General features: G+C 41.5%; 19 protein-coding genes and 1 pseudogene. 6 read left to right on the plus strand and 14 right to left on the minus strand.

The window, feature by feature from the left end; all coding sequences use genetic code 11:
- Positions 1-26: 26 nt before the first annotated feature.
- The 3 genes from CDG77_RS01815 to CDG77_RS01825 form a co-directional block, all read right to left on the minus strand.
- Entirely contained in the window at positions 27-329 is a 303-nt protein-coding gene (locus tag CDG77_RS01815; RefSeq protein ID WP_094327600.1) for a EutN/CcmL family microcompartment protein, read from the minus strand.
- A gap of 6 nt (positions 330-335) precedes the next feature.
- Positions 336-680 carry a carbon dioxide-concentrating mechanism protein CcmK gene (locus CDG77_RS01820; protein ID WP_010995041.1) on the minus strand — a complete coding sequence of 115 codons (345 nt, stop codon included), beginning with the start codon at positions 678-680 and terminating at the stop codon, positions 336-338.
- 90 nt (positions 681-770) lie between these two features.
- Positions 771-1079 carry a carbon dioxide-concentrating mechanism protein CcmK gene (locus CDG77_RS01825; protein ID WP_012410633.1) on the minus strand — a complete coding sequence of 103 codons (309 nt, stop codon included), beginning with the start codon at positions 1077-1079 and terminating at the stop codon, positions 771-773.
- A 659-nt stretch (positions 1080-1738) separates the two neighbouring features.
- Here CDG77_RS01825 and CDG77_RS01830 point away from each other — a divergent pair.
- From CDG77_RS01830 to CDG77_RS01840, 3 genes are all read left to right on the plus strand, one after another.
- Complete coding sequence (locus CDG77_RS01830; RefSeq protein WP_094327601.1) at positions 1739-3595, plus strand: NAD(P)H-quinone oxidoreductase subunit F; 1857 nt, start codon at positions 1739-1741, stop codon at positions 3593-3595.
- Positions 3596-3703: 108 nt separating this feature from the next.
- Positions 3704-5209, plus strand: coding sequence for an NADH-quinone oxidoreductase subunit M (locus CDG77_RS01835; RefSeq protein ID WP_094327602.1), 1506 nt, complete (start codon positions 3704-3706; stop codon positions 5207-5209).
- A 140-nt stretch (positions 5210-5349) separates the two neighbouring features.
- The gene (locus CDG77_RS01840; protein ID WP_094327603.1) at positions 5350-6480 is read left to right on the plus strand and encodes a CO2 hydration protein; all 1131 of its coding nucleotides are present in this window, start codon (positions 5350-5352) and stop codon (positions 6478-6480) included.
- A 7-nt stretch (positions 6481-6487) separates the two neighbouring features.
- On the opposite strand, the gene CDG77_RS01845 is transcribed toward CDG77_RS01840, so the two are convergent.
- The 9 genes and pseudogenes from CDG77_RS01845 to petH all read right to left on the minus strand — a co-directional run bounded on the left by CDG77_RS01845 (position 6488) and on the right by petH (position 15325).
- Positions 6488-7189: a Uma2 family endonuclease gene (locus CDG77_RS01845; protein ID WP_094327604.1), complete on the minus strand. Its 702-nt coding sequence runs from the start codon at positions 7187-7189 to the stop codon at positions 6488-6490.
- Positions 7190-7269: 80 nt separating this feature from the next.
- Positions 7270-7557, minus strand: coding sequence for a hypothetical protein (locus CDG77_RS37325; RefSeq protein WP_223269687.1), 288 nt, complete (start codon positions 7555-7557; stop codon positions 7270-7272).
- A gap of 84 nt (positions 7558-7641) precedes the next feature.
- The gene (locus tag CDG77_RS37330; RefSeq protein WP_223269688.1) at positions 7642-8208 is read right to left on the minus strand and encodes a hypothetical protein; all 567 of its coding nucleotides are present in this window, start codon (positions 8206-8208) and stop codon (positions 7642-7644) included.
- Between the two features lie 3 nt (positions 8209-8211).
- On the minus strand, positions 8212-9408 hold the full coding sequence (locus CDG77_RS01855; RefSeq protein WP_094327605.1) for an AAA family ATPase: 1197 nt from the start codon (positions 9406-9408) through the stop codon (positions 8212-8214).
- Complete coding sequence (locus CDG77_RS01860; RefSeq protein WP_094327606.1) at positions 9405-10583, minus strand: DUF262 domain-containing protein; 1179 nt, start codon at positions 10581-10583, stop codon at positions 9405-9407. The genes CDG77_RS01855 and CDG77_RS01860 overlap by 4 nt, the downstream gene beginning before the upstream one ends.
- A gap of 282 nt (positions 10584-10865) precedes the next feature.
- Positions 10866-11568 (minus strand): annotated as a pseudogene (locus CDG77_RS01865) (Uma2 family endonuclease).
- A 48-nt stretch (positions 11569-11616) separates the two neighbouring features.
- Positions 11617-12396, minus strand: a complete 780-nt coding sequence (locus tag CDG77_RS01870) for a Uma2 family endonuclease (protein WP_094327674.1) — start codon at positions 12394-12396, stop codon at positions 11617-11619.
- A 128-nt stretch (positions 12397-12524) separates the two neighbouring features.
- On the minus strand, positions 12525-13811 hold the full coding sequence (locus CDG77_RS01875; protein WP_094327675.1) for a homoserine dehydrogenase: 1287 nt from the start codon (positions 13809-13811) through the stop codon (positions 12525-12527).
- A 167-nt stretch (positions 13812-13978) separates the two neighbouring features.
- Positions 13979-15325: a ferredoxin--NADP reductase gene (gene petH, locus CDG77_RS01880; RefSeq protein ID WP_094327607.1), complete on the minus strand. Its 1347-nt coding sequence runs from the start codon at positions 15323-15325 to the stop codon at positions 13979-13981.
- Between the two features lie 1197 nt (positions 15326-16522).
- On the opposite strand from petH, the gene CDG77_RS01885 reads away from it, so the two are divergent.
- Positions 16523-17527 (plus strand): phosphoribulokinase, encoded by a 1005-nt coding sequence (locus CDG77_RS01885; RefSeq protein ID WP_094327608.1) that lies wholly within the window; start codon positions 16523-16525, stop codon positions 17525-17527.
- 418 nt (positions 17528-17945) lie between these two features.
- Positions 17946-19220 carry a methionine adenosyltransferase gene (gene metK, locus CDG77_RS01890; RefSeq protein WP_094327609.1) on the plus strand — a complete coding sequence of 425 codons (1275 nt, stop codon included), beginning with the start codon at positions 17946-17948 and terminating at the stop codon, positions 19218-19220.
- 274 nt (positions 19221-19494) lie between these two features.
- On the opposite strand, the gene CDG77_RS01895 is transcribed toward metK, so the two are convergent.
- A complete protein-coding gene (locus CDG77_RS01895; protein WP_094327610.1) occupies positions 19495-20373 on the minus strand; it encodes a DUF4231 domain-containing protein in 879 nt (292 codons plus the stop codon).
- 715 nt (positions 20374-21088) lie between these two features.
- Here CDG77_RS01895 and CDG77_RS01900 point away from each other — a divergent pair.
- Entirely contained in the window at positions 21089-22258 is a 1170-nt protein-coding gene (locus CDG77_RS01900; RefSeq protein WP_094327611.1) for a homocysteine biosynthesis protein, read from the plus strand.
- A gap of 155 nt (positions 22259-22413) precedes the next feature.
- Here the strand turns inward: CDG77_RS01900 and CDG77_RS01905 are convergent, their stop codons facing one another.
- Positions 22414-23451, minus strand: coding sequence for a hypothetical protein (locus tag CDG77_RS01905; RefSeq protein ID WP_094327612.1), 1038 nt, complete (start codon positions 23449-23451; stop codon positions 22414-22416).
- Between the last annotated feature and the right edge of the window lie 11 nt (positions 23452-23462).

A 23462-nucleotide genomic window follows, 5' to 3' on the forward strand; every position in this document is an offset into this window, starting at 1 on the left:
AATGACTAATGACCAATGACTAATGACTAACGATATTGATCTTTTTTGCTGTAAATGAGGCGATCTTCAACGTAAATAGTATCTATGATCGCCACCACTGCTGCATCTAATGGACGCTGTTCGTTGCCAACAACTTGACGAGCGGCACTACCACGAGTGATGAGTACCCACTCATCTACTCCTGCTCCCACAATATCTGCTGCTACTTCATACTCTGGTAGGATATTGCCGTTTTCATCTACTAATTGTAACAACAGTAGTTTCACACCTCTGAGAGTTGGATCTTTTTGGGTGCTAACTACTGTGCCGCGAACTTTGGCAATTTGCATTACAAATTACGGTCTTCTACCGAAAGGACGAATTGCGTTCACATTTTCCCGGAATTGCTCTACGTCTTCTGTATAACGAATTGGTAGGACGTATTCCAAGTTTTCGTGAGGACGAGCAATGATGTGAGTCGAAAGCACTTGTCCGCCGTTGACTCGCTTCACTGATTCAACACCTGCGGCTACGGAAGCTTGCACTTCTGATACGTCACCCCGAACAATTACGGTAACTCGACCGCTACCGATTTTTTCATAACCGACTAGAGTCACACGAGCCGCTTTCACCATCGCATCAGCAGCTTCCACTACTGCTGGAAAGCCCAGCGTTTCAACCATTCCCACTGCAATTGACATTAGTTTTAATCCCTATTTAAAGTTTTTAGCTTTGGACAAAAGTGAGGCTCAAAAAGGTAAAGAGCGTTAATTACTTTTTTTAAACAGTTTTTAGGTACGGAACTGTTCTACAGCTTCTGTGTAACGAATCGGCAAGACGTATTCCAGGTTCTCGTGAGGACGAGCAATGATGTGAGTAGATAATACTTCACCACCAAAGACTCTTTTCGCCGCTTCAACCCCAGCAGCAACAGAAGCTTGCACTTCCGATACATCTCCCCGAACTATCACGGTGACGCGAGCGCTACCAATTTTTTCATAACCTACTAAGGTGACACGGGCAGCTTTCACCATCGCATCAGCAGCTTCTACCACTGCCGGAAAGCCCTTCGTTTCAATCATTCCAACTGCAATTGGCATCGCAGAACTCCTACAAAATTAATGCAATCTGTACTGTCGTTTGAATTTTTTGACGGGGAGAGCCTGATCTTATAGCTAAGAAAACACTTCCAAATTAAGCATAGGAAAGCTTGGCGTTCCTGGCAATACAAATTACTATAATAGTTTATGATAAGAAAGTTTTAAAAAACTTAACAAAAATTCATCCAGGCTTTTGAGCAATTAAAGTTTACTGAATTACTTGAGCAGCCACTTATGCTTTATAATTTCTTTATCACATTTAGAAAACGACATTCATAACCAAGGCTAATTCTATCTAGCGAGGTAGGAGCGGCGGCTGTATCTTTTACTGTATCTATCTTTTCTGATATTTTGCCATGTGTACAACGACTTAGGTAAAAAGTATATAATTTTTTCAAATGTATCGTATAAAGTACTCTGCTTCAAGTAGAAATACAAATGTAAAAACAGAGGTAAGGTTAAGGCGAGTAAATACTTTTACGTATGTAAAGTTATATTTTACCGAAGTTTAGTAGGGGAAGGCGAAGTAAAAATACTTTCGATAATTTACTTCAAAGAATAATAAAAAAATGTTGATGTTTTCCTAAATTAATCTTTTAAATAAATAATGTTTGGAAAGATTTTTTAAAATAAAGGCTGAGTCATCAAGGTAAATTTAAATGGATCAATTTCTATTTTCAACAAGTTGGTTTTTGCCTTTATATAGCTTATTAGGCGCAGTTTTGACGTTGCCCTGGGGAATAGGAATAATTCGGCGAACAGGGCCAAGACCTGCGGCATACATCAACTTTTTGACAACTGTTGTGGCTTTTGTCCATAGTCTGTTTGTGTTTAAAAATATCTGGGATAGAGAACCAGAAAAGTTACTGGTGCCCTGGTTTAAAGCTGCTGATTTAGACTTATCTTTTACCTTGGAACTCTCAGCAGTCAGCATTGGGGCAACAGTTTTAATTACAGGTTTAAGCTTACTGGCACAAGTTTACGCTCTGGGTTATATGGAGAAAGACTGGTCGCTGGCACGTTTTTTTGCGCTGCTGGGATTTTTTGAAGCAGCGTTGAGTGGTTTAGCAATCAGTGATTCTTTGTTTCTTAGCTATACCCTTTTAGAAGTTCTGACGCTTTCAACTTACTTGCTAGTGGGATTCTGGTATGCTCAACCTCTAGTAGTTACGGCGGCGCGAGATGCGTTTTGGACTAAACGGGTAGGAGACTTGTTGCTGCTGATGGCTGTGGTGACGCTTTCCACCTTAGCGGGGAGTTTGAACTTTTCGGATTTATATGAGTGGGCGCAAACAGCTAATTTAAGCCCAGTGACATCAACATTGCTGGGTTTGGCTTTAATTGCTGGGCCTGCGGGTAAATGTGCCCAATTTCCCCTGCACCTCTGGTTAGATGAGGCGATGGAAGGGCCAAACCCAGCTTCGGTAATGCGAAACTCGCTGGTAGTCGCTGGTGGCGCATATTTACTGTATAAATTTCAACCATTGTTAGCACTGTCGCCAGTTGCCTTAAATGCCTTGGTAATCATGGGTACGGTGACAGCTATTGGGGCAACATTAGTATCTATAGCTCAAATTGACATTAAACGATCGCTATCTCATTCCACCAGTGCATACATGGGATTAGTGTTTCTGGCGGTGGGGTTACAGCAAGGGGGTGTAGCCTTGATGTTGCTGTTAACTCATGCGATCGCTAAAGCATTATTATTTATGAGTTCCGGTTCAGTCATCTTAACTACCCAAAGCCAAGACCTAACAGAAATGGGCGGACTGTGGTCGCGGATGCCAGCTACCACCACCGCCTTTATTGTCGGTTCGGCGGGGATGGTGACAGTGCTACCACTGGGAGGCTTCTGGGCAATGTTAGCATGGGCTGACGGTTTCGTTAATATTAGCCCTTGGGTGATTGGGGTTTTATTATTAGTCAATTGCTTGACAGCATTAAACTTAACTAGAGTTTTCAGATTAGTCTTCTGGGGGAAACCACAACAAAAAACCCGTCGCACGCCAGAAGTTGGTTGGCAAATGGCCTTCCCGATGGTTACTCTCACAGTCTTGACTCTGCTTTTGCCTTTGATGTTACAGCAATGGTACTTACTACCAAATTGGGAAAGTATTAATTGGTTGGTGGCATTAGCATTGTTTACTTCTACAGTCCTGGGAATAGTTGCAGGGTCTACAGTTTATCTGCACAAAGCTTGGTCAAGATCCAGATTTTTGGCGTGGAGATTTGTGCAAGACTTATTAGGTTATGATTTTTATATTGACCGAGTTTATCTCCTAACGGTAGTGAGCGCAGTCGCACTACTATCTAGAGTTTCTGCTTGGAGCGATCGCTATTTAGTTGATGGTTTAGTAAACTTGGTTGGGTTTGCGACAATTCTGGGCGGACAAACTTTAAAGTACAGCATTTCTGGGCAATCTCAGGGCTATATGTTGACCATCCTCGCAGTTGTCAGCGTCCTGGTTTTCTTCATCGGCTGGTCATCGGGTTTACTAGATAAATTGCCTTTTTAAAGAGGTTGGCACAAATAAATTTAATTAGTGGGGGTTGTGATTTGTCATTAGGAAAACTCTTCCCAATTCCCCATTACCCATTCCCAATTCCCCATTCTCCACTTGCTTATGCTTAGTGTTTTAATTCTAGTGCCGTTAATCGGTGCGGCTTTAATTGGTTTCTCGCCCTCTGGCATCAATGGGAAATTTGCCCGTGGGGTAGCTTTAGTGTTTGCCACTATCGCTTTCTTGTGGACAATCGTATTATTAATTCAGTTCCATCCAGGCGAAATCACTCAACAATTTGCCGAGTCTGTCCCTTGGATAGATGTCTTAGGTTTAAACTATAACCTGGGAATCGATGGTTTATCTTTGCCACTGCTGGTTTTGAATGGACTTTTAACTTCTATTGCCATCTACAGCAGCGATGAATCTCTACAGCGTCCTAAATTTTATTACTCTTTGATCCTATTATTAAGCGCTGGGGTAACTGGAGCTTTTCTGGCACAGGATTTACTGTTATTTGTCCTGTTTTACGAATTGGAACTAATTCCTCTGTATCTATTGATAGCTATTTGGGGTGGGGAAAAGCGGGGTTATGCGGCGACAAAATTTCTCATTTATACCGCCGTTTCGGGAATCTTGATTTTAGCAAGTTTCCTCGGCATGGTTTGGCTGAGTGGTTCCTCTAACTTTGCACTAGCAACCTTAAACACTACGACTTTACCTTTAGCGACACAGCTTTTACTGCTAGCGGGGATTTTGATCGGTTTCGGGATTAAAATTCCCTTAGTTCCCTTCCATACTTGGTTGCCAGATGCTCACGTTGAAGCTTCCACACCCATTTCCGTACTATTGGCTGGGGTGCTGTTGAAGTTGGGAACCTACGGATTACTGCGGTTTGGCATGAACTTGTTACCAGAAGCTTGGGCTTATGTGGCTCCTTGGTTAGCGACTTGGGCAGTAGTGAGTGTACTGTATGGTGCATCCTGCGCGATCGCTCAAACCGATATGAAAAAAATGGTAGCATACAGTTCTATTGGACACATGGGCTATGTGCTGTTAGCGACGGCTGCGGCGACACCATTAAGCGTATTAGGTGCTGTTATGCAGATGATTAGCCACGGATTGATTTCCGCCATGCTGTTTTTGCTGGTAGGGGTTGTGTATGACAAAGCCGGAAGCCGAGATTTAGATGTTCTCCAAGGATTGCTGAACCCAGAACGAGGTATGCCCGTAATTGGTAGCCTAATGGTTTTGGGAGTGATGGCCAGCGCTGGGATACCAGGAATGGTCGGGTTTATTTCCGAATTCATCATTTTTCGGGGCAGTTTCCCAATTTTTCCAGTCCAAACGCTACTATCAATGCTTGGTACTGGTTTAACTGCGGTTTACTTTTTGATCCTCCTCGACCGTGCCTTTTTTGGTCGCTTGTCTGCACAAGTTACTAACTTACCACGTGTGTATTGGAGCGATCGCATCCCAGCTGCAATTTTAGCTGTGCTGATTGTGATTTTCGGCATTCAACCCGCTTGGTTAGCACGCTGGACTGAACCAACAATTACAGCAATGGTGAATAGCCAAAACGTAGTATTAGCAGTGTCCTTGGATAAAGCAATGGGGAATGGGGATTAGGGATTAGGGACTGGGGATTAGGGACTGGGGATGAGGGAAGATTTTTCCTAATACGTAATACACGATTCCCAATACTAATACCCAGTACCCAGTACCCAGTACCCAATATCCCAATCCCTATACTTTTTGGAGAGATGGTAATGGTAACTATTAAAAAGAAAGCGGTTCATAATCCTTTAGCTGAGTATATTGAACGTCTGCAAAAAGGAGGAGCATTACTCCCTGATAGTCCAGAAAATGTACTAGAAGTTGTTGGTATTCTTAAAAGCTATGGTGTAGTTTTAGATGCCTACTCAAAAAATCTTAACTATATTGCCGAGCATCAGTTTCTAAAATTTTTCCCATTTTTTAAATATTTTAATGGAGAAGTTTCTTTTCAAAAATTACTCCGTCACTGGTGGCATGACCGCATTAATTTTGAGTATGCCGAGTATTGCATGAAAGGCATGATGTGGCACGGTGGCGGTGGACTAGATACCTATTTAGATACAACAGAATTTAAAGAAAGAGCGCAAGCCGTTATTGCCGCAAAATTTAAAAATAATCCCTTAGTTCCCGGTATTAACCAGCTATTTCCAGATTTCTTAACAGAATACTTGCGTGTCTCTGCTTACTACACAGGTTTAGGTCAATTCTGGCGAGTAATGGCTGATATGTTCCTTAGCTTATCAGACCGTTACGACCAAGGCGAAATTAAATCGATTCCCCAGGTTGTAGACCACATTAAAACAGCGTTAGTGGCAAATGCGTCAAACCCAATTACCTACGCCGTCAAAATTCGAGGTGAGGTCTATGAAATCATTCCTAAAAGCGTTGGTTTGACCTTCTTAGCAGATACAGCAATACCTTATGTAGAAGCAGTCTTCTTTCGGGGAACTCCTTTCCACGGTACAGTTTCATACAACGCCCAAGGATATCAAATTCCCCCAGATCAAACCCGATTTCAGTATGGCGCATTGTATGCCGATCCTTTACCCATCGGCGGCGCGGGTATTCCTCCCACCTTGTTGATGCAAGATATGCGTCATTATCTCCCAGAGTATTTGCACGAAATTTATCGTCGCAGTCTTCGGGGTGAAGATGATTTGCGGGTACAAATTTGCATGAGTTTCCAAAAATCGATGTTTTGTGTTACCACAGCAACGATTTTGGGATTGATGCCTCATCCTTTGGACACTAAAGACCCAAATGAAGAGAAAAATAATCGAGTTTATTTAGAGAAGTGGATGAGTCGGTTAGAAACTTCGCAGTTGCTGAATGTGAATAAATAGGTAAAGATTAGGCTTCTGGTTCAATGCCGAGCGATCGCAATTGAGCAGTCAAGCGATCGGCTCTTTCGTCACCAGTCAACAACAAATTACCTTGCAAATCCCACCAGCGTAGCCAAGGTAATTCCATATTGTGATATTGTCCCTGCCAAAGACCTAACTCAACTCCTAAAGGTTGTATAGGATAATGCCCGCGTTCATTTGCTGTTAATAACTGATATTGTCCACCAATTAATTCATAAACTTCTACACTGGGTTTATTAACTTCATAAATGCCGTAGAAGGGAGGACGAATTACCTGCTCATAAATCCAAAATTTCCCCTTCCAAGGAGTTTTATCTCGTTCCTGACTACCATCCCCAGAAACAAATTCTAATGCAATCAATGGGGCAATAAATTCTCGCCATAATACATAAGACCTGCGTGTTTGTCCATCCAGAGTAGGTGGTACATTCCCTACATAAAACCAGTCTGGTGCTTCTGCACCTTTTTCTGGGGGGTCAGTGATGCGCCAGTAGATACCACTATCTTGACCAATACAGTATTGCCCATCAGGATGACGTTTTTGCAATATCGGTTTAATCGAGTCCGTTAGTAGAATGCTTTGGGGATGTTCCTGAAAGTTTTTCACGAAAGTACCATCAGACTCTGGTAGCTGCGTATGGTCTGGGAACGGTGTGAGGGCGGTGGATGGATCGGTTGCAGAGGTCATAAGACTACCTTTGCAGGAGTAAGGGTTGTTTTTTAGTTTAGCAAGGGTAGACGATCGCTTTTTATAATTAGGCTTTAAAATTATTGGATTTTTGGCCCGATGTACCCAATAATGATTTGGCCAGTCCCTAATTCTGTAGAAAAATGAAGCCGCCAAGCTCCAGCACCAGTCATTCTTAAGTGTAAACTGAATATACGATACACATCATCAGGACACTTAAAGGTTAGTTTATCCTTTAAACTTTGAAGCCTAGAGTCACTTTCTGGAGTAACTTTACTGGCAACAAGGTCTAAATCGAAATCTCCATCTTTCCAAGTTTTACAATAGTTCTCTAGCTCAAACAACTTTCTGACAATTTGTCGTAACATCGGGCTACCCTTGCCAAGGCTTTGTATTTGTTGACCGACACTTTCACAAAAGCTGAGAGAGGGAAATAAATCTTTTTTGCGTTGCTACAAATTACAACCATCACGAACCCCCGTTTTCAGACGTTCCTGTATCCAAGAAAGATTTTCCTTTACGTTCTTTATGGTACTAGCATGAGTAACTGTGACTGTATCTAAATTCAAATTATCATCTTCAAGCCAAGTATATTCTAGTGAAATACTATTAAATTCCCATTTTTGCTCTGAGTTTATGCTTAATGCTAACGATTCAAGTAGATAGGCAATTCCCAAACCTTCGCTTTTTTCTCCTTCATAGAGAAAATCTGAGAGTATATTTTTATTTTCAATATCTGAATCTTGAATATCTGCTAGAAAAGGTGTCTTTGCTGCTGTCAAAATAAATCGTATATCGTCTCTATTTACAGTTTGATCTACTAACCAGTTAGATAACAAATAATTATCTGCTAATACAGTACTGTAGAATTCATGATGAGTGCGAATTATTGGCTTAACACCTAACTCTGCTGCTTCGCGTGCGGTCAGAATTAATTCTGACATTCTTTTTTTGGCCATCTGAATATCATTAGCAGCAACTCGCAAAGATAACTCATTCAATACCATTTCCAAGTCCATCTGCTAGGCATCCCTTGGCTTAAGTAAAGTTATTAAATCTTTTTCCCATTCATCAAAAAATCCATCAGGCCAATAATCAATTCTGCCATTAGGATCAATTTTTGGTGATATTACCTCTGTCAAAGCCTGTCCTTGTTTTTCTTGTCGCTGAAAGTAGTGTAATTGCACATCTTCGGGATTAAGTTTGCCGCCATGAACTGCAAGCCGAATTCCGTTTAAAATATGATCGCTATGAGTTTCTATCACCACTTGCACACCACAACTAGCAGCCAGTGCTAACAACTCACCCATTTTGGCTTGTCCTTTAGGATGAAGATGTGCCTCTGGATTTTCAATTAAAATCAGTGTACCTGGAGGGGATGCAAGTACAGCTACAATAATTGGCAAGGTGTAAGTAATTCCAAATCCAACATTAGTATTACGGTATCTGCTACTTACATATTTTCCCATTTCAAATGAGTATTGCAAACTCATTAAATCAATGCCTGGAATTGGGTTGACATGAATTCTTGTACCAGGGCTGATTTCTCCCATCCATGCCTCCACTTGATCCTTCAAAGATAGCGACTCTGCTTTTGGATGGCTTAATTTGCTTACTTCACCTTGTTTGGGGCGTTCAAAAGCTTTAGCAAATGTTTGTGAACCTATTTGCTTAAGTCCAACTGTATTTATGTTCGATTTACCAAAAACGGTAAGGAAATGTGCTGTATATTCACCTCTAGTACCAATTTGAAAATGTTGATGTACTAAATCCTCTGACATTTCAAAGACATTCCGAGGGCCAAGCCGTTCTGCTTGCAGATAGTGAAAGTAATCTCCAAACAGGCTAAATTCATGTATTTCTCTCGTTATTGGTGCAGTATCGCTGCGGAGAACATCTGCTTGTCTATCATATCTAAAGCGCCATGTCCATGTTTTTCTTTTTTGAGAATCTACTACAAGTTCAAAACTAATAATTTCTTCCTTGGCTTCCTCAAATAAAGCATCTTTAGCCGTACCAATACGCACTAAATCACCATTTAGAGCTAGATTTTTTGTTTGCAAAAGTCTCTGTTGATAAGACTGGCGTAATAGAAGTAATGACTGTAATACTGAAGATTTACCCATACCATTAAGTCCAGATAATAGAGTTAGTGATCTAAACTCTAGTAACTGATTTTCAAAGGGTTTAAAATTCTTTATATGTAGTGAATGTATCATGATAATACTGATTTTATAACTTGTTCTATCTCATTCAATCTGTGTAATACAGTCTTAAGGGTTCCCGTACTCCTGTAGATAGTAGTATTAAATTTTCCCTCATTAGTCAAATCTATTATTTTTTGTTTTATAATTTCTTTTCTTTCTTTAAGAATCTCAATTTCTTGAGCATTAAGTTTATATAAATTAACTGACCAAGCTTCAAACAATGCCTTGTTGATGGGATAACGTTTTGCTCCTTTTTTCATTTTCCGAAAAGCATCTTTACCAAATACCTCAAATGCTAAATTCATTAAATTTATAAAATCATTAGTTATTATTTTTATTTCTTCATCTGACATGAGATTTATATATGCCATAGCTTGATCTAATATTTTTTTAAAGCTTGTATTTCTTTGAAATAATTCTTGATTTTTTATCATAAACACTAAAACTCTAAGTATGCACTCTCGATCAGCCATTCTATCTGATTTTATTCCTTTGTCAGTGTCAATAGCTTTTTTAAATTCAGGTGCTACAGCTAAATCCTCTAATAACTTTGTTGCTTTACCTTGATTTAAAGCATGACGAATTTCCTGGGTTGATAGAGATAAAGCACTGGTATTAATCCGCTCAAAAATAGCCTGTTTAAATTCACTATCTGTACCCGGTTCGAGAAAAATAACTGTGACAAGAGTTTCTTCTATACGACGTTGATAATTACGTGGAATTTCGTCATATATCTTGCCGTTAAATAGAGTAAATGATTCTAGTCCAGTTAGCTTAAGTTTTTTATCTATCACAAACTCTTTTAAAGTGGTTAGCCTTTGTAAACCATCTATCACTAACCATTTTTCTTCATTAGTTGCATCAATATAGAATGCTGGTATAGGAATACGAAGTAAAATCGACTCAATAAGCCTACTTTGAGCAATTTTATTCCAAACGAATTTTCGTTGGAATTCAGGAGATAATTCAATTTCATTATTCTTAATTCTAACCATTAAGTAGTCAATACTAATCTGTCTAGTTTCAACCCTAATTTTAGTAGGATCAAAGGGTTCACTTATGTCTTCTTCTTCTTCTTCTATTGTAATCTCATCCTCTTCTCCATCTTCTTGTGTTGTAATATCATCATTTTCTATTTTTGCTTCTTCTTTAAATAATTCAGAGTTAAGGTGGTTCAAATTTGTCATGGCACATACTCCTTAGCCTGAAAAAATAGTTACTAGTAATTGATAGTTTATCTGGATGACTTACCTTGATCGTACTACCTTATAAGTTGTAATCAACATAAATGATCGCCCTCCTAATAGCTATAAATACCAAAGCAGCCAGAGTAGACCAGCTGCTTTAGAAAATATGATCGCGTGTTTACTTGGCTACCACCAAATTAACTAGTGTAGTCCCCGTTAAATCTCCAATGGGCGCGATCGCCTCCAGTAACATCAGAGCGATCGCACCCTTAAACCAAATACTTAAACTTCCGGTTCAACGCCGAGCGATCGCAATTGAGCAGTCAAGCGATCGGCTCTTTGGCTTTCCTGTTCGGCTCTTTCGTCACCAGTTAACAACAAATTACCTTGCAAATCCCACCAACGCAACCAGGGTAATTGGACATTTTGATAAACTTCATGCCAAATACCTAACTCAATTCCCAAAGGAGCAATAGTATAATGTCCCCGCTCATTTGCTGTTAATAACTGATATTTTCCTCCAATTAATTCATAAACTTCTACACTGGCTTTGTTCATTTCATAAATGCCATAATAAGCCGGATGAATTACTTGCTCGTAAATCCAAAATTTGCCTTGAAAAGGGGTTTTGTCTCGCTCCTCATTACCATCCCCAGAGACAAATTCTAAAGCAATCAAAGGGGCAATAAATTCTCGCCACAGTACATAAGACCTCCGCGTTTGTCCATCGAGCAAGGGCGGTACATTTGGTACATAAAACCAATCTGGTGCTTCTGCGCCTTTTTCTAGGGGGTCTGTCAACCGCCAGTAAATACCTAAGTCCTGACCTATACAATATTCACCTTCAGGGTGTAATTGAGTCAGTCAGTAAAATGCTTTGGGGATGCTCTTGCCAATTTTTCACGAAAGTACCATTAGACTCTGGTAGCTGAGTATGGTCTGGGAAAGGAGTGAGGGTGGTGGATGGATCGGTTGCAGAGGTCATAAAACTACCTTTGCAGGAGTAAGGGTTGTTTTTAAGTTTAGCTTGCTATTAAACTTCTGGTTCAATGCCGAGCGATCGCAATTGAGCAGTCAAGCGATCGGCTCTTTGGCGTTCTAATTCCGCCCTTTGGCTTTCTAATTCCGCCCTTTGGCTTTCTAATTCCGCCCTTTGGCTTTCCTGTTCGGCTCTTTCGTCACCACTCAACAACAAATTACCTTGCAAATCCCACCAGCGCAACCAAGGTAATTCTGCATTCTGATAAACTCCTTGCCAAATACCTAACTCAACTCCCAAAGGCGCAATGGGATAATGTCCCCGTTCATTTGCTGGTAAAAGTTGATATTGGCTTTCAATAATGTGGTACATTTCCACACTGGCTTTATTCACTTCATAAATGCCATAAAAAGCCGGATGAATCACTTGCTCATAAATCCAAAATTTGCCCTTCCAAGGAGTTTTGTCTCGCTCTTCACTACCATCCCCGGAGACAAATTCCAATACAATTAAAGGAGCAATGTGTTCTTGCCAAAGCACATAAGAACGGCGCATTTGCCCATTCAGTGTAGGCGGTACATTCGGGACATAGAACCAATCGGGAGCTTCTGCACCTCGTTCTGGCGGGTCAGTAATGCGCCAGTAGATGCCACTATCTTGACCTATGCAATATTGCCCGTCAGGATGACGTTTTTGCAATACTGGTTTAATGGACTCCGTTATTAGAATGCTTTGGGGATGTTCCTGGAAGTTTTTCACGAAGGTGCCATCAGACTCTGGAAGTTGAGTGTGGTCTGGAAGTGTAGTACTAGTAGCTGGATTTGTTGCAGTCATAGGGCTACCCTCGCGTTTTTCGTGAGGTTTGTTATTTAGTCTACCAAAGGTAAGCACAAACAGAAATTTGAAAAAACTAAGTATTCTAGTCTGCGGGAACACTTAATAGCGATCGCTAAACGATAATCTCAAAGTACGCGTAGTAAGCTGGGAATGCTTTCAATCGCTGACAAATTCCGAATTTCTGCCAAAGCTTGCCGAAAGTTCCCCTCCCGCACATCATGGGTAACAACCACAATCTCTGCTAGTTCGCCTTGAAAGCCAGTTTGAACAATTGACTCTAAGCTAACGCCATAGTTACCAAAGCAAGTTCCCAATTTACCAATAACTCCAGGTTGATCGTTTGTGAGGAAACGGGCATAAAACCGAGTTATCAGTTCTGCCATCGGCGCAATTTGGCAATATTCTTGATGTCCACAAGTTAATAATGGATTTGCAACTGCTGTATTGGTTTTGAGGACAGCAACTAAATTCAAGATATCTGATGTCACAGCACTGGCGGTTGCACCAGCACCAGCACCGGGGCCAAAAAACATTACCTGGCCGATGGGTTCTCCTTCCACAAGGATGGCATTGTAAACGCCGTTGATGCTAGCCAAAGGGTGGGCTTGGGGCACGAAAGTAGGATGAACTCTGACGGAGAGGGGAGATGAGGGAGTATCACGTTTAGCGATCGCTAACAATTTAATCACAAATCCCAATTTTTCGGCGTAGGCAATATCTGTTTTGCTAACTTGCCGAATCCCCTCAGTATAAACGTCTTGTAAGTTGATGCGTCCACCAAAGCTTAATGATGCCAGGATGGCAATTTTATCTGCTGCATCTAAGCCATCAACATCAGCTGTCGGGTCAGCCTCCGCATAACCCAAGCGCTGGGCATCAGCCAAGACATCGTTGAAGTTGCTGCCTTCTGTTTGCATCCGCGTCAGGATGTAATTAGTTGTACCGTTCACGATGCCTGTGACAGTGTGAATCCGGTTAACACTTAAAGACTGTTTCAGGGGTTGAATCACCGGAATCCCACCACCCACAGCAGCTTCTAGCATCACATATACGCCTGCTTGATTGGCTGTTGTGAAAATTTCTGCCCCAAAGCGGGCGATCGCGGCTTTATTGGCGGTGACTACATGCTTGCCATTACTTAAAGCTTTGAGGATGAGCGATCGCGCCGGCTCCAGTCCGCCCATCACTTCGACAACTATATCTACCGCCGGATCGTTGACAATAGCTTCTAAATCTGTAGTTAAAACTTCCGTAGATAATTCTACTGCCCGGGGTTTATCTAGCGATCGGACTCCCACCCGATAGATTTCTATCTCTTGCAACAAAGGGTGACGACCAACCTTATCTTGCAACAACTGCACTGTTCCCGTTCCCACGGTGCCTAGTCCCAGTATTCCTAGTTTCACACCCACAATTTCTGCACCCAATTTCACAAATAACAATTGTAGGTAGAGCGTTTGCCCTACCTACTGATTATCCTGCTTCTTTTGTCATTTGTCCTTCGTCTTTTGTCATTTGTCCTTTGTCATTGGTATTTACAAATGACTAATGACTAATGACCAATGACTAATGACTAACTTTAGTAAGTTTCTACGTGCCAGCGACCAGCTTTCTTGATTTCCTTCTGGTAAACACTCCAGGTTACGCCTTCCTTAGCAGCAGCAGCAGTTAAAGCTGCATCAATACCTTCTTCCATACCACGCAAACCGCAGATGTAGGTGTGGGTTTTTTCATTTTTAATCAACTGCCACAATTCATCAGCATGTTCTGCTACGCGGTCTTGAATATACATTCTACCGCCTTGGGGATTTTTCTGTTCGCGGCTGATGGCAGCAGTGAGGCGGAAGTTATCAGGATATTTTTGTTGAATTTCTTCCAGTTCTTCCTTATATAACAGGTTTGGAGTTGTCGGCACACCAAATATTAGCCAAGAGAATCCTTTAAATTCGTATTCTGGGTTAGCGGCTCTTTCCGCATCTTTAAACTGTCGCCACAGATAAGCCCGCATCGGCGCAATACCTGTTCCGGTTGCCATCATGATCACATTAGCTTCAGGATCTTGGGGTAACAACATTTCCTTACCCACTGGCCCTGTAATTTTCACATCTTCCCCTGGCTTGAGGAAACACAGGTGTGTAGAGCAAACACCGTAAACTGTTTCGCTAGTTTCTGGGTGCTTATACTCCAACTGACGAACACACAGTGATACTGTCTTATCATCTAGATCATCGCCATGACGAGTTGAGGCGATAGAATATAGCCTGAGTTTTTCCGGTTTACCGTTCTTATCTACTCCTGGTGGAATAATCCCAATACTTTGACCTTCTAGATACTTCAAATCACTACCAGATAGGTCAAATTTCAGGTGTTGAACAATACCAATACCACCTTCTTGGACTAGTGGTTCATTAGATACTACCTTGCCAATAAACGGAGCATTGGGACGGTAAGTGTTAACAGGAACGTCACCGTGGTCTTTTTTGGCTTTCGCTTGAGTCATGGTGTTGCCTTTCTTGTCCTTGTTCTTGAGCTGTTCTTCAGCTGGTGGTTTAGCAAAACCTTTGGTTTCACTATGAGTATTTACAGGTGTGGCTTTACCATTCCCTTCAGTGTTAGCAGTTTTCTCAGATGTAACTAACTCGCTGACTTCGCTTGTAGCATTCCCAAGTGAGGCTTTAGCATTAACTGGCTGTAGAGCAGTTACAGGCTGGATACTAACAATTGTGCCGCCTAGACGAGTGATACGTCGCATTTCTTGATTCATGCGGTTGTAAGGCACTCTGATGAACACACTGCCACTTTTACGAATTGGGTAGGTGGTTTGATCGGTTTCTTCTCCCTGACGCAAACCCACCACTTCATAAACGAAGACGCGGCTACCTAATTCTATGTTGGCAGCACCCTCAACAGCACCTTGATTGTACATTCGTTCTACCACTCCGATAATTTACTTAACCGTTTTTCAAAAAAAAACAATTCCCCTACCTTACCAGCTTTAGTTTACCGGATTTTCGTTTCACAAAACTGGCTCTGAAGGAAAAACGGCATCATTAAATTAATGCCTTGCTAAGTACACTCACCAAAGACATGCAGGCATAGCAAAAAACACACCTGTTCACCTTCTAAGGTAAAGGATAAGTCTTGTGGAGAATGTTAATAATGAGTCAATTTAATCTTTTTTTTGTTAACTACCATCTGCATCAGCGAGATAGTTTTTTACCTGACTACCCAACAACTAACTCACGATAGCAGATATTCATAAGGAGGACTAGTTTGATTGGTGGAAGCTAACGCTCAGTTTACCGCCAAAATTTGCCGTTGTGCTTGCCTACTTCAAGGGCTTAAATCGGAGAATGTCAATCTCGGAAGATTTTCTGAAAATTGGTTTTACTTCACAAAATCTACTGCTTTCTCGAAATGTTGTTAGCTATATTTATGGTCTGTCTATGGATAATTACATGAGTAGGACAATTTCAGCTACAAACATAATCGCGATCTAAGCAGATGTAATCAGTTTTACTTGATGAGAAAAATCTGTCAACCTCTATATCAGGAATTTGCTATAAACCAACGCTTCTATTTGAGCCTATCCATAACTTTACAGCCAATAATTTGACTAATGCAAGTTGTTGGCTCATTCGTTGGATAGATTTTTGCTTTGAATATCTTAAGCATTGTCAAACTGGAATTACAATTTAAGAACATCAATAAAATTGCTGCGATCTTAAATTATACCTTATAAACTTAGATTTGTAGAGTCATAAGTAGCAGAATGACAGAGGTGCAATACTCATGAGCAGTGTTGATCCCCATTTTTAAATTAACAACTAAATCACCAAAAAATGATTCATGAACCACGCTAATTCTTCTTGACAGCAATCTTGTATGGGATACCTCCTTCTGTTAAAATCAAATATACCACTAGGATTAAATACTTACCGGCACCAACATTCAGGCTAGTCCGACGAGTAGCAACTTAATTACTTTGTTGTTTACCCGCTTGGTGTCTTATAGATGTGCTAGGTAGCAAGAACGCAGGATAAACCAAAGGGGTAAACTCCTGGCTTCGGAATCTGCTGTGTGAAAAAATATTGACACAATTTTAGTATTTTAGAGGGGATTTATGACAAGTAAGCCGGAACGCGTGGTACTGATTGGAGTAGCCGGAGACTCTGGGTGCGGGAAATCTACGTTTTTGCGTCGTTTGATAGATTTGTTTGGTGAAGACTTAATGACAGTCATCTGCTTGGATGATTATCACTCCTTAGATCGCAAACAGCGTAAAGAAACTGGGATAACTGCATTAGATCCTAGGGCGAACAATTTTGACCTGATGTATGAGCAAATTAAAGCGCTCAAAAGTGGTCAAGGGATTGATAAGCCGATTTACAACCATGAAACTGGCTTGCTCGATCCGCCAGAGCGGATCGAGCCGAATCGCATTATAGTTGTTGAAGGACTGCATCCTTTATATGATGAGCGGGTGCGATCGCTAATTGACTTCAGTGTTTATTTTGACATTAGTGATGAAGTTAAAATTGCCTGGAAAATCCAGCGAGATATGGCTGAACGCGGTCATCGCTACGAAGATGTCTTAGCGCAAATCAATTCCCGCAAACCTGACTTTGAAAAGTTTATCGAACCACAAAGAGAATTTGCCGATGTAGTTCTCCAAGTATTACCCACAAACTTGATCAAAAACGACACCGAGCGCAGAGTCTTACGGGTACGGATGCTTCAACGAGAAGGGAAGGAAGGCTTTGAACCAACCTACCTATTTGATGAAGGGTCAACAATTAATTGGACTCCTTGTGGACGTAAGCTGACCTGTTCTTACCCTGGTATGCAACTATACTATGGTTCGGATGTTTATTACGGTCGCTATGTCTCAGTGCTAGAGGTAGATGGTCAATTTGATAACTTGGAAGAAGTAATTTACATCGAAACCCATCTCAGCAATACATCCACCAAATATCAGGGTGAATTGACTCACTTGTTACTCCAGCACCGCGAGTATCCAGGTTCCAATAACGGTACTGGTTTCTTCCAAGTACTGACAGGTTTGAAAATGCGTGCTGCTTATGAGCGGTTGACAGCTACGGAAGCAAAGTTAGCGATTCAGGTTTAAAAGTAGCAGTGCTTGTGTCAAAGTTTGTGGGGGCGCTTCTGGGTGTCCCCCTTTTTTTTGTGTTATTAAACACATTCACCCCAAAAAATAATTAGCATAAATTTATCTTATTTACACATACTTACCTTATGATTGGTGGTTTTTATCAATATCAACAAGATACTAACTACTGAAGTATAAATATTGTTATGATTTCATAAATTAACGTGAGTTCTACAGCTTATGTGGTGTTCGCCTAACAAGCTCAATCAAAAAACCTCTCAGAACCTAAAACTGTCTCTCTCCGAATCTGAGAGGGACTGACTTTAACTAAAGTTCAAGTCCGGGAGAGGTTCATAGAACTCACGTTAAATTTAGGTAGTTGAACTAAATACTCACATTTAGTCAGCGAAAAAACTCAAGTCAGGAGGAATTTGCTGTGTCTCGTCGATATTTATTTACCTCCGAGTCAGTCACTGAAGGTCATCCAGATAAAATCTGCGATCAGATTTCTGATACCATTCTGGATGCCTTACTGACACAAGACCCTACTAGCCGTGTCGCTGCTGAAGTAGTAGTTAATACTGGCTTAGTGCTAATCACTGGTGAAATAACCACCAAAGCCAATGTGAATTTCGTCAATCTCGCCCGGAAAAAAATTGCCGAAATTGGTTATACCAATGCTGATAATGGCTTTTCTGCTAACAGCACCAGCGTTCTGCTGGCTTTAGACGAACAATCACCCGATATTGCTCAAGGCGTTAACACCGCCCAAGAAACCCGCGAGCAAGATAGTGATGAACAATTCGACAAAATTGGTGCGGGCGACCAAGGTATAATGTTTGGCTTTGCCAGCAACGAAACACCAGAACTGATGCCCTTACCCATCAGTCTCGCCCACCGCATTGCTCGCCGATTGGCAGCAGTCCGCAAAACAGGTGAATTGTCATACCTGCGTCCTGATGGTAAAACTCAAGTAACTGTAGTCTACGAAGATGGGCAACCAGTAGGTATTGATACTATTCTAATTTCCACCCAGCATACAGCCACTATTGGGGAAATTACGGATGAAGCGGCTGTACAAGCCAAGATTAAACAAGACCTCTGGGCAGCAGTAGTCGAACCTGTTTTTGGCGATATTGACGTTAAGCCTAACGAGCAGACACGTTTTTTAGTCAACCCCACTGGCAAATTTGTCGTTGGTGGTCCTCAAGGAGACTCTGGTCTAACAGGACGGAAAATAATCGTTGACACCTACGGTGGTTATTCACGACATGGTGGCGGCGCTTTTTCTGGTAAAGACCCCACAAAGGTAGACCGTTCTGCTGCTTATGCGGCTCGCTATGTAGCGAAAAATATTGTCGCTGCTGGGTTGGCAGAAAAAGTTGAAATCCAGCTATCCTATGCTATTGGTGTAGCGCGACCAACAAGCATTCTGGTGGATACCTTTGGCACCGGCAAAGTGGATGAAGAAACCTTATTGGAATTAATCAACCAACATTTTGAACTGCGTCCAGCAGGGATTATCCATACCTTCAACTTACGCAACTTACCAAGTGAACGAGGCGGACGTTTTTATCAGGACGTCGCGGCTTACGGTCATTTTGGGCGGACTGATTTAGACTTGCCTTGGGAACAGACCGATAAAGCCGAATTGTTGAAGCAAGCAGCAAAGGATTCACTTTCGGCAGTAGTTGCTCAAGCGTTAACTTAGACTTATACGCGACTGCAAAAACTTAGTTTATAAAAATGAGGATATAAGCAACTTCAAAAATTGCCTATACCCTCATTTATTTTTTAACTGTCACCCGTAAGGTTCAGTTAAGAATTATTAGTGGGAATTTGAGGTCTGTAGAGACGCGAAGTCAAGGCGATCGCACGCAGATCGAGTGAAATCTAGAGAAATCCTGTTTAAAACGTTAACCACGAACAATATTCTACTGGTATTCTACTGGTTAGCGATCGCAATTATCTAATCAGGTGTCTTTCTACTTAGTTACCTCTGCTCCTACTTTATTTGACTCATTAGATGAAGCCGATTCTGGCTTCTCTGATTGCGTCTCACTAGTTTGTTGCAATTGGTTAAGATGAATGTTGTTCACTTGAACAATAAAGTATTCTAATGCTTGACTTGCCTTTTGCTGCTGTTGCGTTTCATCAGACACATCATAGCAACGATAAGGTGGAGTCACACCCAGTATAAATTTCTCTTGTTCAGCTTCTAACAATTCAACGGCTGTGTTAGCAGCAAGGGAATTCTTCTGAAAAGGAAAAGAGGTAACTATACTAGCAACGATAGAAGCAATAGCTGGACAAAGTACAGGGAGCCACTTGAGCCAAGCTTGTCCTGCTTCTAATTTGTCTACTAGAACTAAAATTGGTGTGACTCCTGATAAAATTACTGTCGCAATTTGCAAACTATAGTAAAGGTTTCTTGATAGACCCCTAATTTTTTTATAATCGTCAATCAAGTCTTGGCTGTATTGTAAAGCCTTCCCTCTGGTTAGAGTCAGCGTCTCTTTATCCCAAGAATTAGGATTGGTCAACAGATAACTATAGAGTTCAGCTTTTTTGGTGAGTTCTGACTGGTAAGCTGCCTTTTTATAGTTATCGAATACTTGTCTGTTAATGAGTAACAAAAAAAACAAGAAAGTTAGAGATACTGCTCCAGAAATTACAACTGTTTTATCTTCTGAAAGAAAAATAATAAATAGTCCAGAAGAGACAAAAGCTGCAAGTAATAAATACTCAATAACCTTCAATTTAAACAACTTTTTGTCATCTGATGGAGATGATAAGTTTTCAATCCTATTAGAAATCTTGCCTTGGTTTTTTTGATTGAGATTAGTTAATTCAGAAGTAGTCATTGCCTCTTACTCAATTCGTTATCGGGTGAAATGTAGGAATCAAATTAATAGCAACAAGTAGAATTGTGTTCAGGGGTTAGAAGTCAGGTTCGCCTGAGAAATAGCTATAATTATAACTTTTGCTTAGACATTCCTCCTATTAATGATCTTAAGTATTTTCTCCTTCCCAAAACTTTCTAGTATCTGCTACTAAATCCCACTTTGCGATTGACTAGCTGGCTTATAATGCTTTACAACAGCTAGCAATGTTTCTTTCTGTTGATGTGAAATCATTAAATCCAGCAAGTCTAATCAATCCTAACCATACATACATTTGATTGATAATGCAAGAGTTTTTTAATAGTAATTTTACGTAGGTGCGAAAATATTTTTTACCTATTTCTTAATATCAGCTTCCCGCTTTCTGACAGGAGTTCAGGGGCTTCAATTCATCAGGGGTCGAATCCTCCAACCCCTTCTCCCAAATTTAGGGTGAGGGCGAAACCTACGATTCTCAACTTAGATGAGGACTAATTAGCGTGCTTGACTCAAAAAATATATGATTCGGACTTGGCAATACTTAAATTTTTTTAGGGAATTTTAACCCTATCCAGGGTGTTAAGCTGTCGCGTAGAGATTGGTAACAACTATTTCGAGAAGAAATTATGCAAGAGTCTCTGATTGATCGAGATATCCTTCAAAGAGGAAGATAGCAGGAAGCACTAGCACTGATAAAATGCGAACAATTGCAGAAATTAACGAGAAAATTATCCGTCAACGTGCGGTAGTACTGACAACTGAAGAGTTAAAAGCACGAGTTGTAGAAATAGGTGTTACTAAAGCTGCTAAAGAAGTTGATGTAATTACCACTGGTACGTTTGAGCCGATGGAATCAAGTGGTGCAATTATTAATCTCGGACACACCGATCCACCGATAAAAATTCGTCGTTGCTGGTTAGATGGCGTACCAGCATACTCTGGTTTTGGGGCAGTAGATTTATATTTGGGTGCGAGTTGTGCTGTAGAGACAACAGATGGCGAAGAAGTCCGAGAACGTGGGGGAGGTCATGTAATCGAAGATTTGATCGCTGGTAAAGCTATACACGTAAAAGCGCAAGGACAAGTAACTGATTGTTACCCCAGAGCAAGTTTTGAAACTACAGTTACTAGTGAAACGATTAATCAGTTTTATTTATTCAATCCGCGCAATCTTTATCAAAATTTTATTGTCGGTGTAAATGGTGGCGATCGCCCCCTCTTCACCTATCTCGGCCCTTTACAACCGCGTCTGGGAAATGCCGTTTATTCTAATCCCGGTGCTATTTCCCCCTTACTCAACGATCCCGATTTGCAACTCGTTGGTATCGGGACTCGAATTTTTTTAGGCGGCGGTATTGGCTATGTCGCCTGGGAAGGCACTCAGCACTTCCCCTTACAAAAACGTTTAGCTAACCGTACACCAATTGGACCTTCCGCTACTTTAGCTTTAATTGGTGATGCCAAGCAAATGGATGCTCATTGGGTGCGGGGTTGTTACTTCAAAAGTTATGGCCCTTCATTGATGTTAGGCGTTGGTGTCCCACTCCCTGTATTAAATGAACAAGTAGTTGAACACTGTGCCGTCCAGGATAAAGACTTAGTAGCCCCAATAGTGGATTTTTCTATTCCCCGGCGGGTTCGTCCCACCTTTGGTTTGGTGAGTTACGCCCAACTCAAATCTGGAAGGATCGCTATTGAAGGCAAAGCAGTACGCTCTGCCCCTTTAGCGAGTATGTTTTTTTCTAGACAAGTCGCCCTAGAGTTGAAAAAGTGGATTGAAGCAGGGACGTTTACCCTTACAGAACCAGTTTCGCCAATTCCGATGGAGCGATCTTTTCTACCCCAAGACCGTCGGACGGATTTTTGAGGCTGGGGAATGGGGAATGGGGAATGGGGACTGAGGACTGGGGATTGAAAAAAATTAGTTTAACCCTAATATTTAATCTAATTCCCAATCTCTAATTCCCAGTCCCCATTACCCCTTATCCCCAGAGGGGACCCCACCTTCCCCAATCCCTAATCCTACTCTTGAGTCGGTTTTGGTCGCTTGATAATAGGCTTGGGAGCAGGCGTTTTTGGTATAGGTTTTGACACCACAGAGATGTCGCTGCCTGCGCCTGTTTTCTTGATAGGACGCGGGGTTTCGCCACTGCGTCTGGGGGGGAATGGTTTTCTACCACCAGCACCAGCACCACCGCCACCGCCAGCACGAGGGCCACCTCTGAATGGTGGTTTGCGTTTTTTGGGCAAGTCAGCGATCGCTTCAGCTTTTTCTACTATCAAAACGTCAGCTTCTCGCTTGGCTTGAAAGTCCCAGAACTTTCCTACTGCTTTGGTGGTCAGGACACCCCTCAATTTCAATTTGAAATACTTGGGTTTGTCAGTTGGTTTGCGTGCAGCCTGCCTAATTTTGACTACTAAGCTCTTAGCGTCAAAAGATTGGTATACTACCTCACCACGAACAGAAAAACCACCATCTGTTACTTCTGATGAGGGAATCGCGGGAATTGTGCTTAATTCAGAACTTTCGGATAAGCCATCATCGGGTGTCTGTGACTCTTGCAACTCTAAATCTAACTCGTCCTCATCTGTTGAGTTTTTAGCCAGATTTTCTGGCTCCCAAACTCCGACGATTTGGATGTGCAAGGTGTCATTTTCTTGTCTGGTACGTGGATATACTACCCACAAGTGTTCTTTTTCTAAATCTAGGTGATTCTTGACTAAGCTCATAATCCGGCCTAGGAGGACGGCATTGAGTTCTACACCATCTGTGGTTAGCAGCGTACCTTGAGTAAATTGTTCGCTGCTAGCATGATAGCGACCCCGGACTAATCCGATCGCTCGATACTGCATCGGTTCGCTGGGAGGCGGAATCGGTTGCTGTCGATTGGCTAAGTTGCCATTTGAGTCAGTCTCACTGGGGTTAACAGGCGAATTTTCAACTTCTTTAGAGGACTTGGCTGCTATGCGAACATTAGCGGCTGCCTCTATATTAGTTGGGCCCTGGTTAGAGGCAGAAGAATTGGAGGATTCAGGCAACGGCATCAGGTCGGAATTCATAAAAACTCCTT

The organism is Nostoc sp. 'Peltigera membranacea cyanobiont' 213 (assembly GCF_002245975.1).
Classification (GTDB): Bacteria; Cyanobacteriota; Cyanobacteriia; order Cyanobacteriales; family Nostocaceae; genus Nostoc.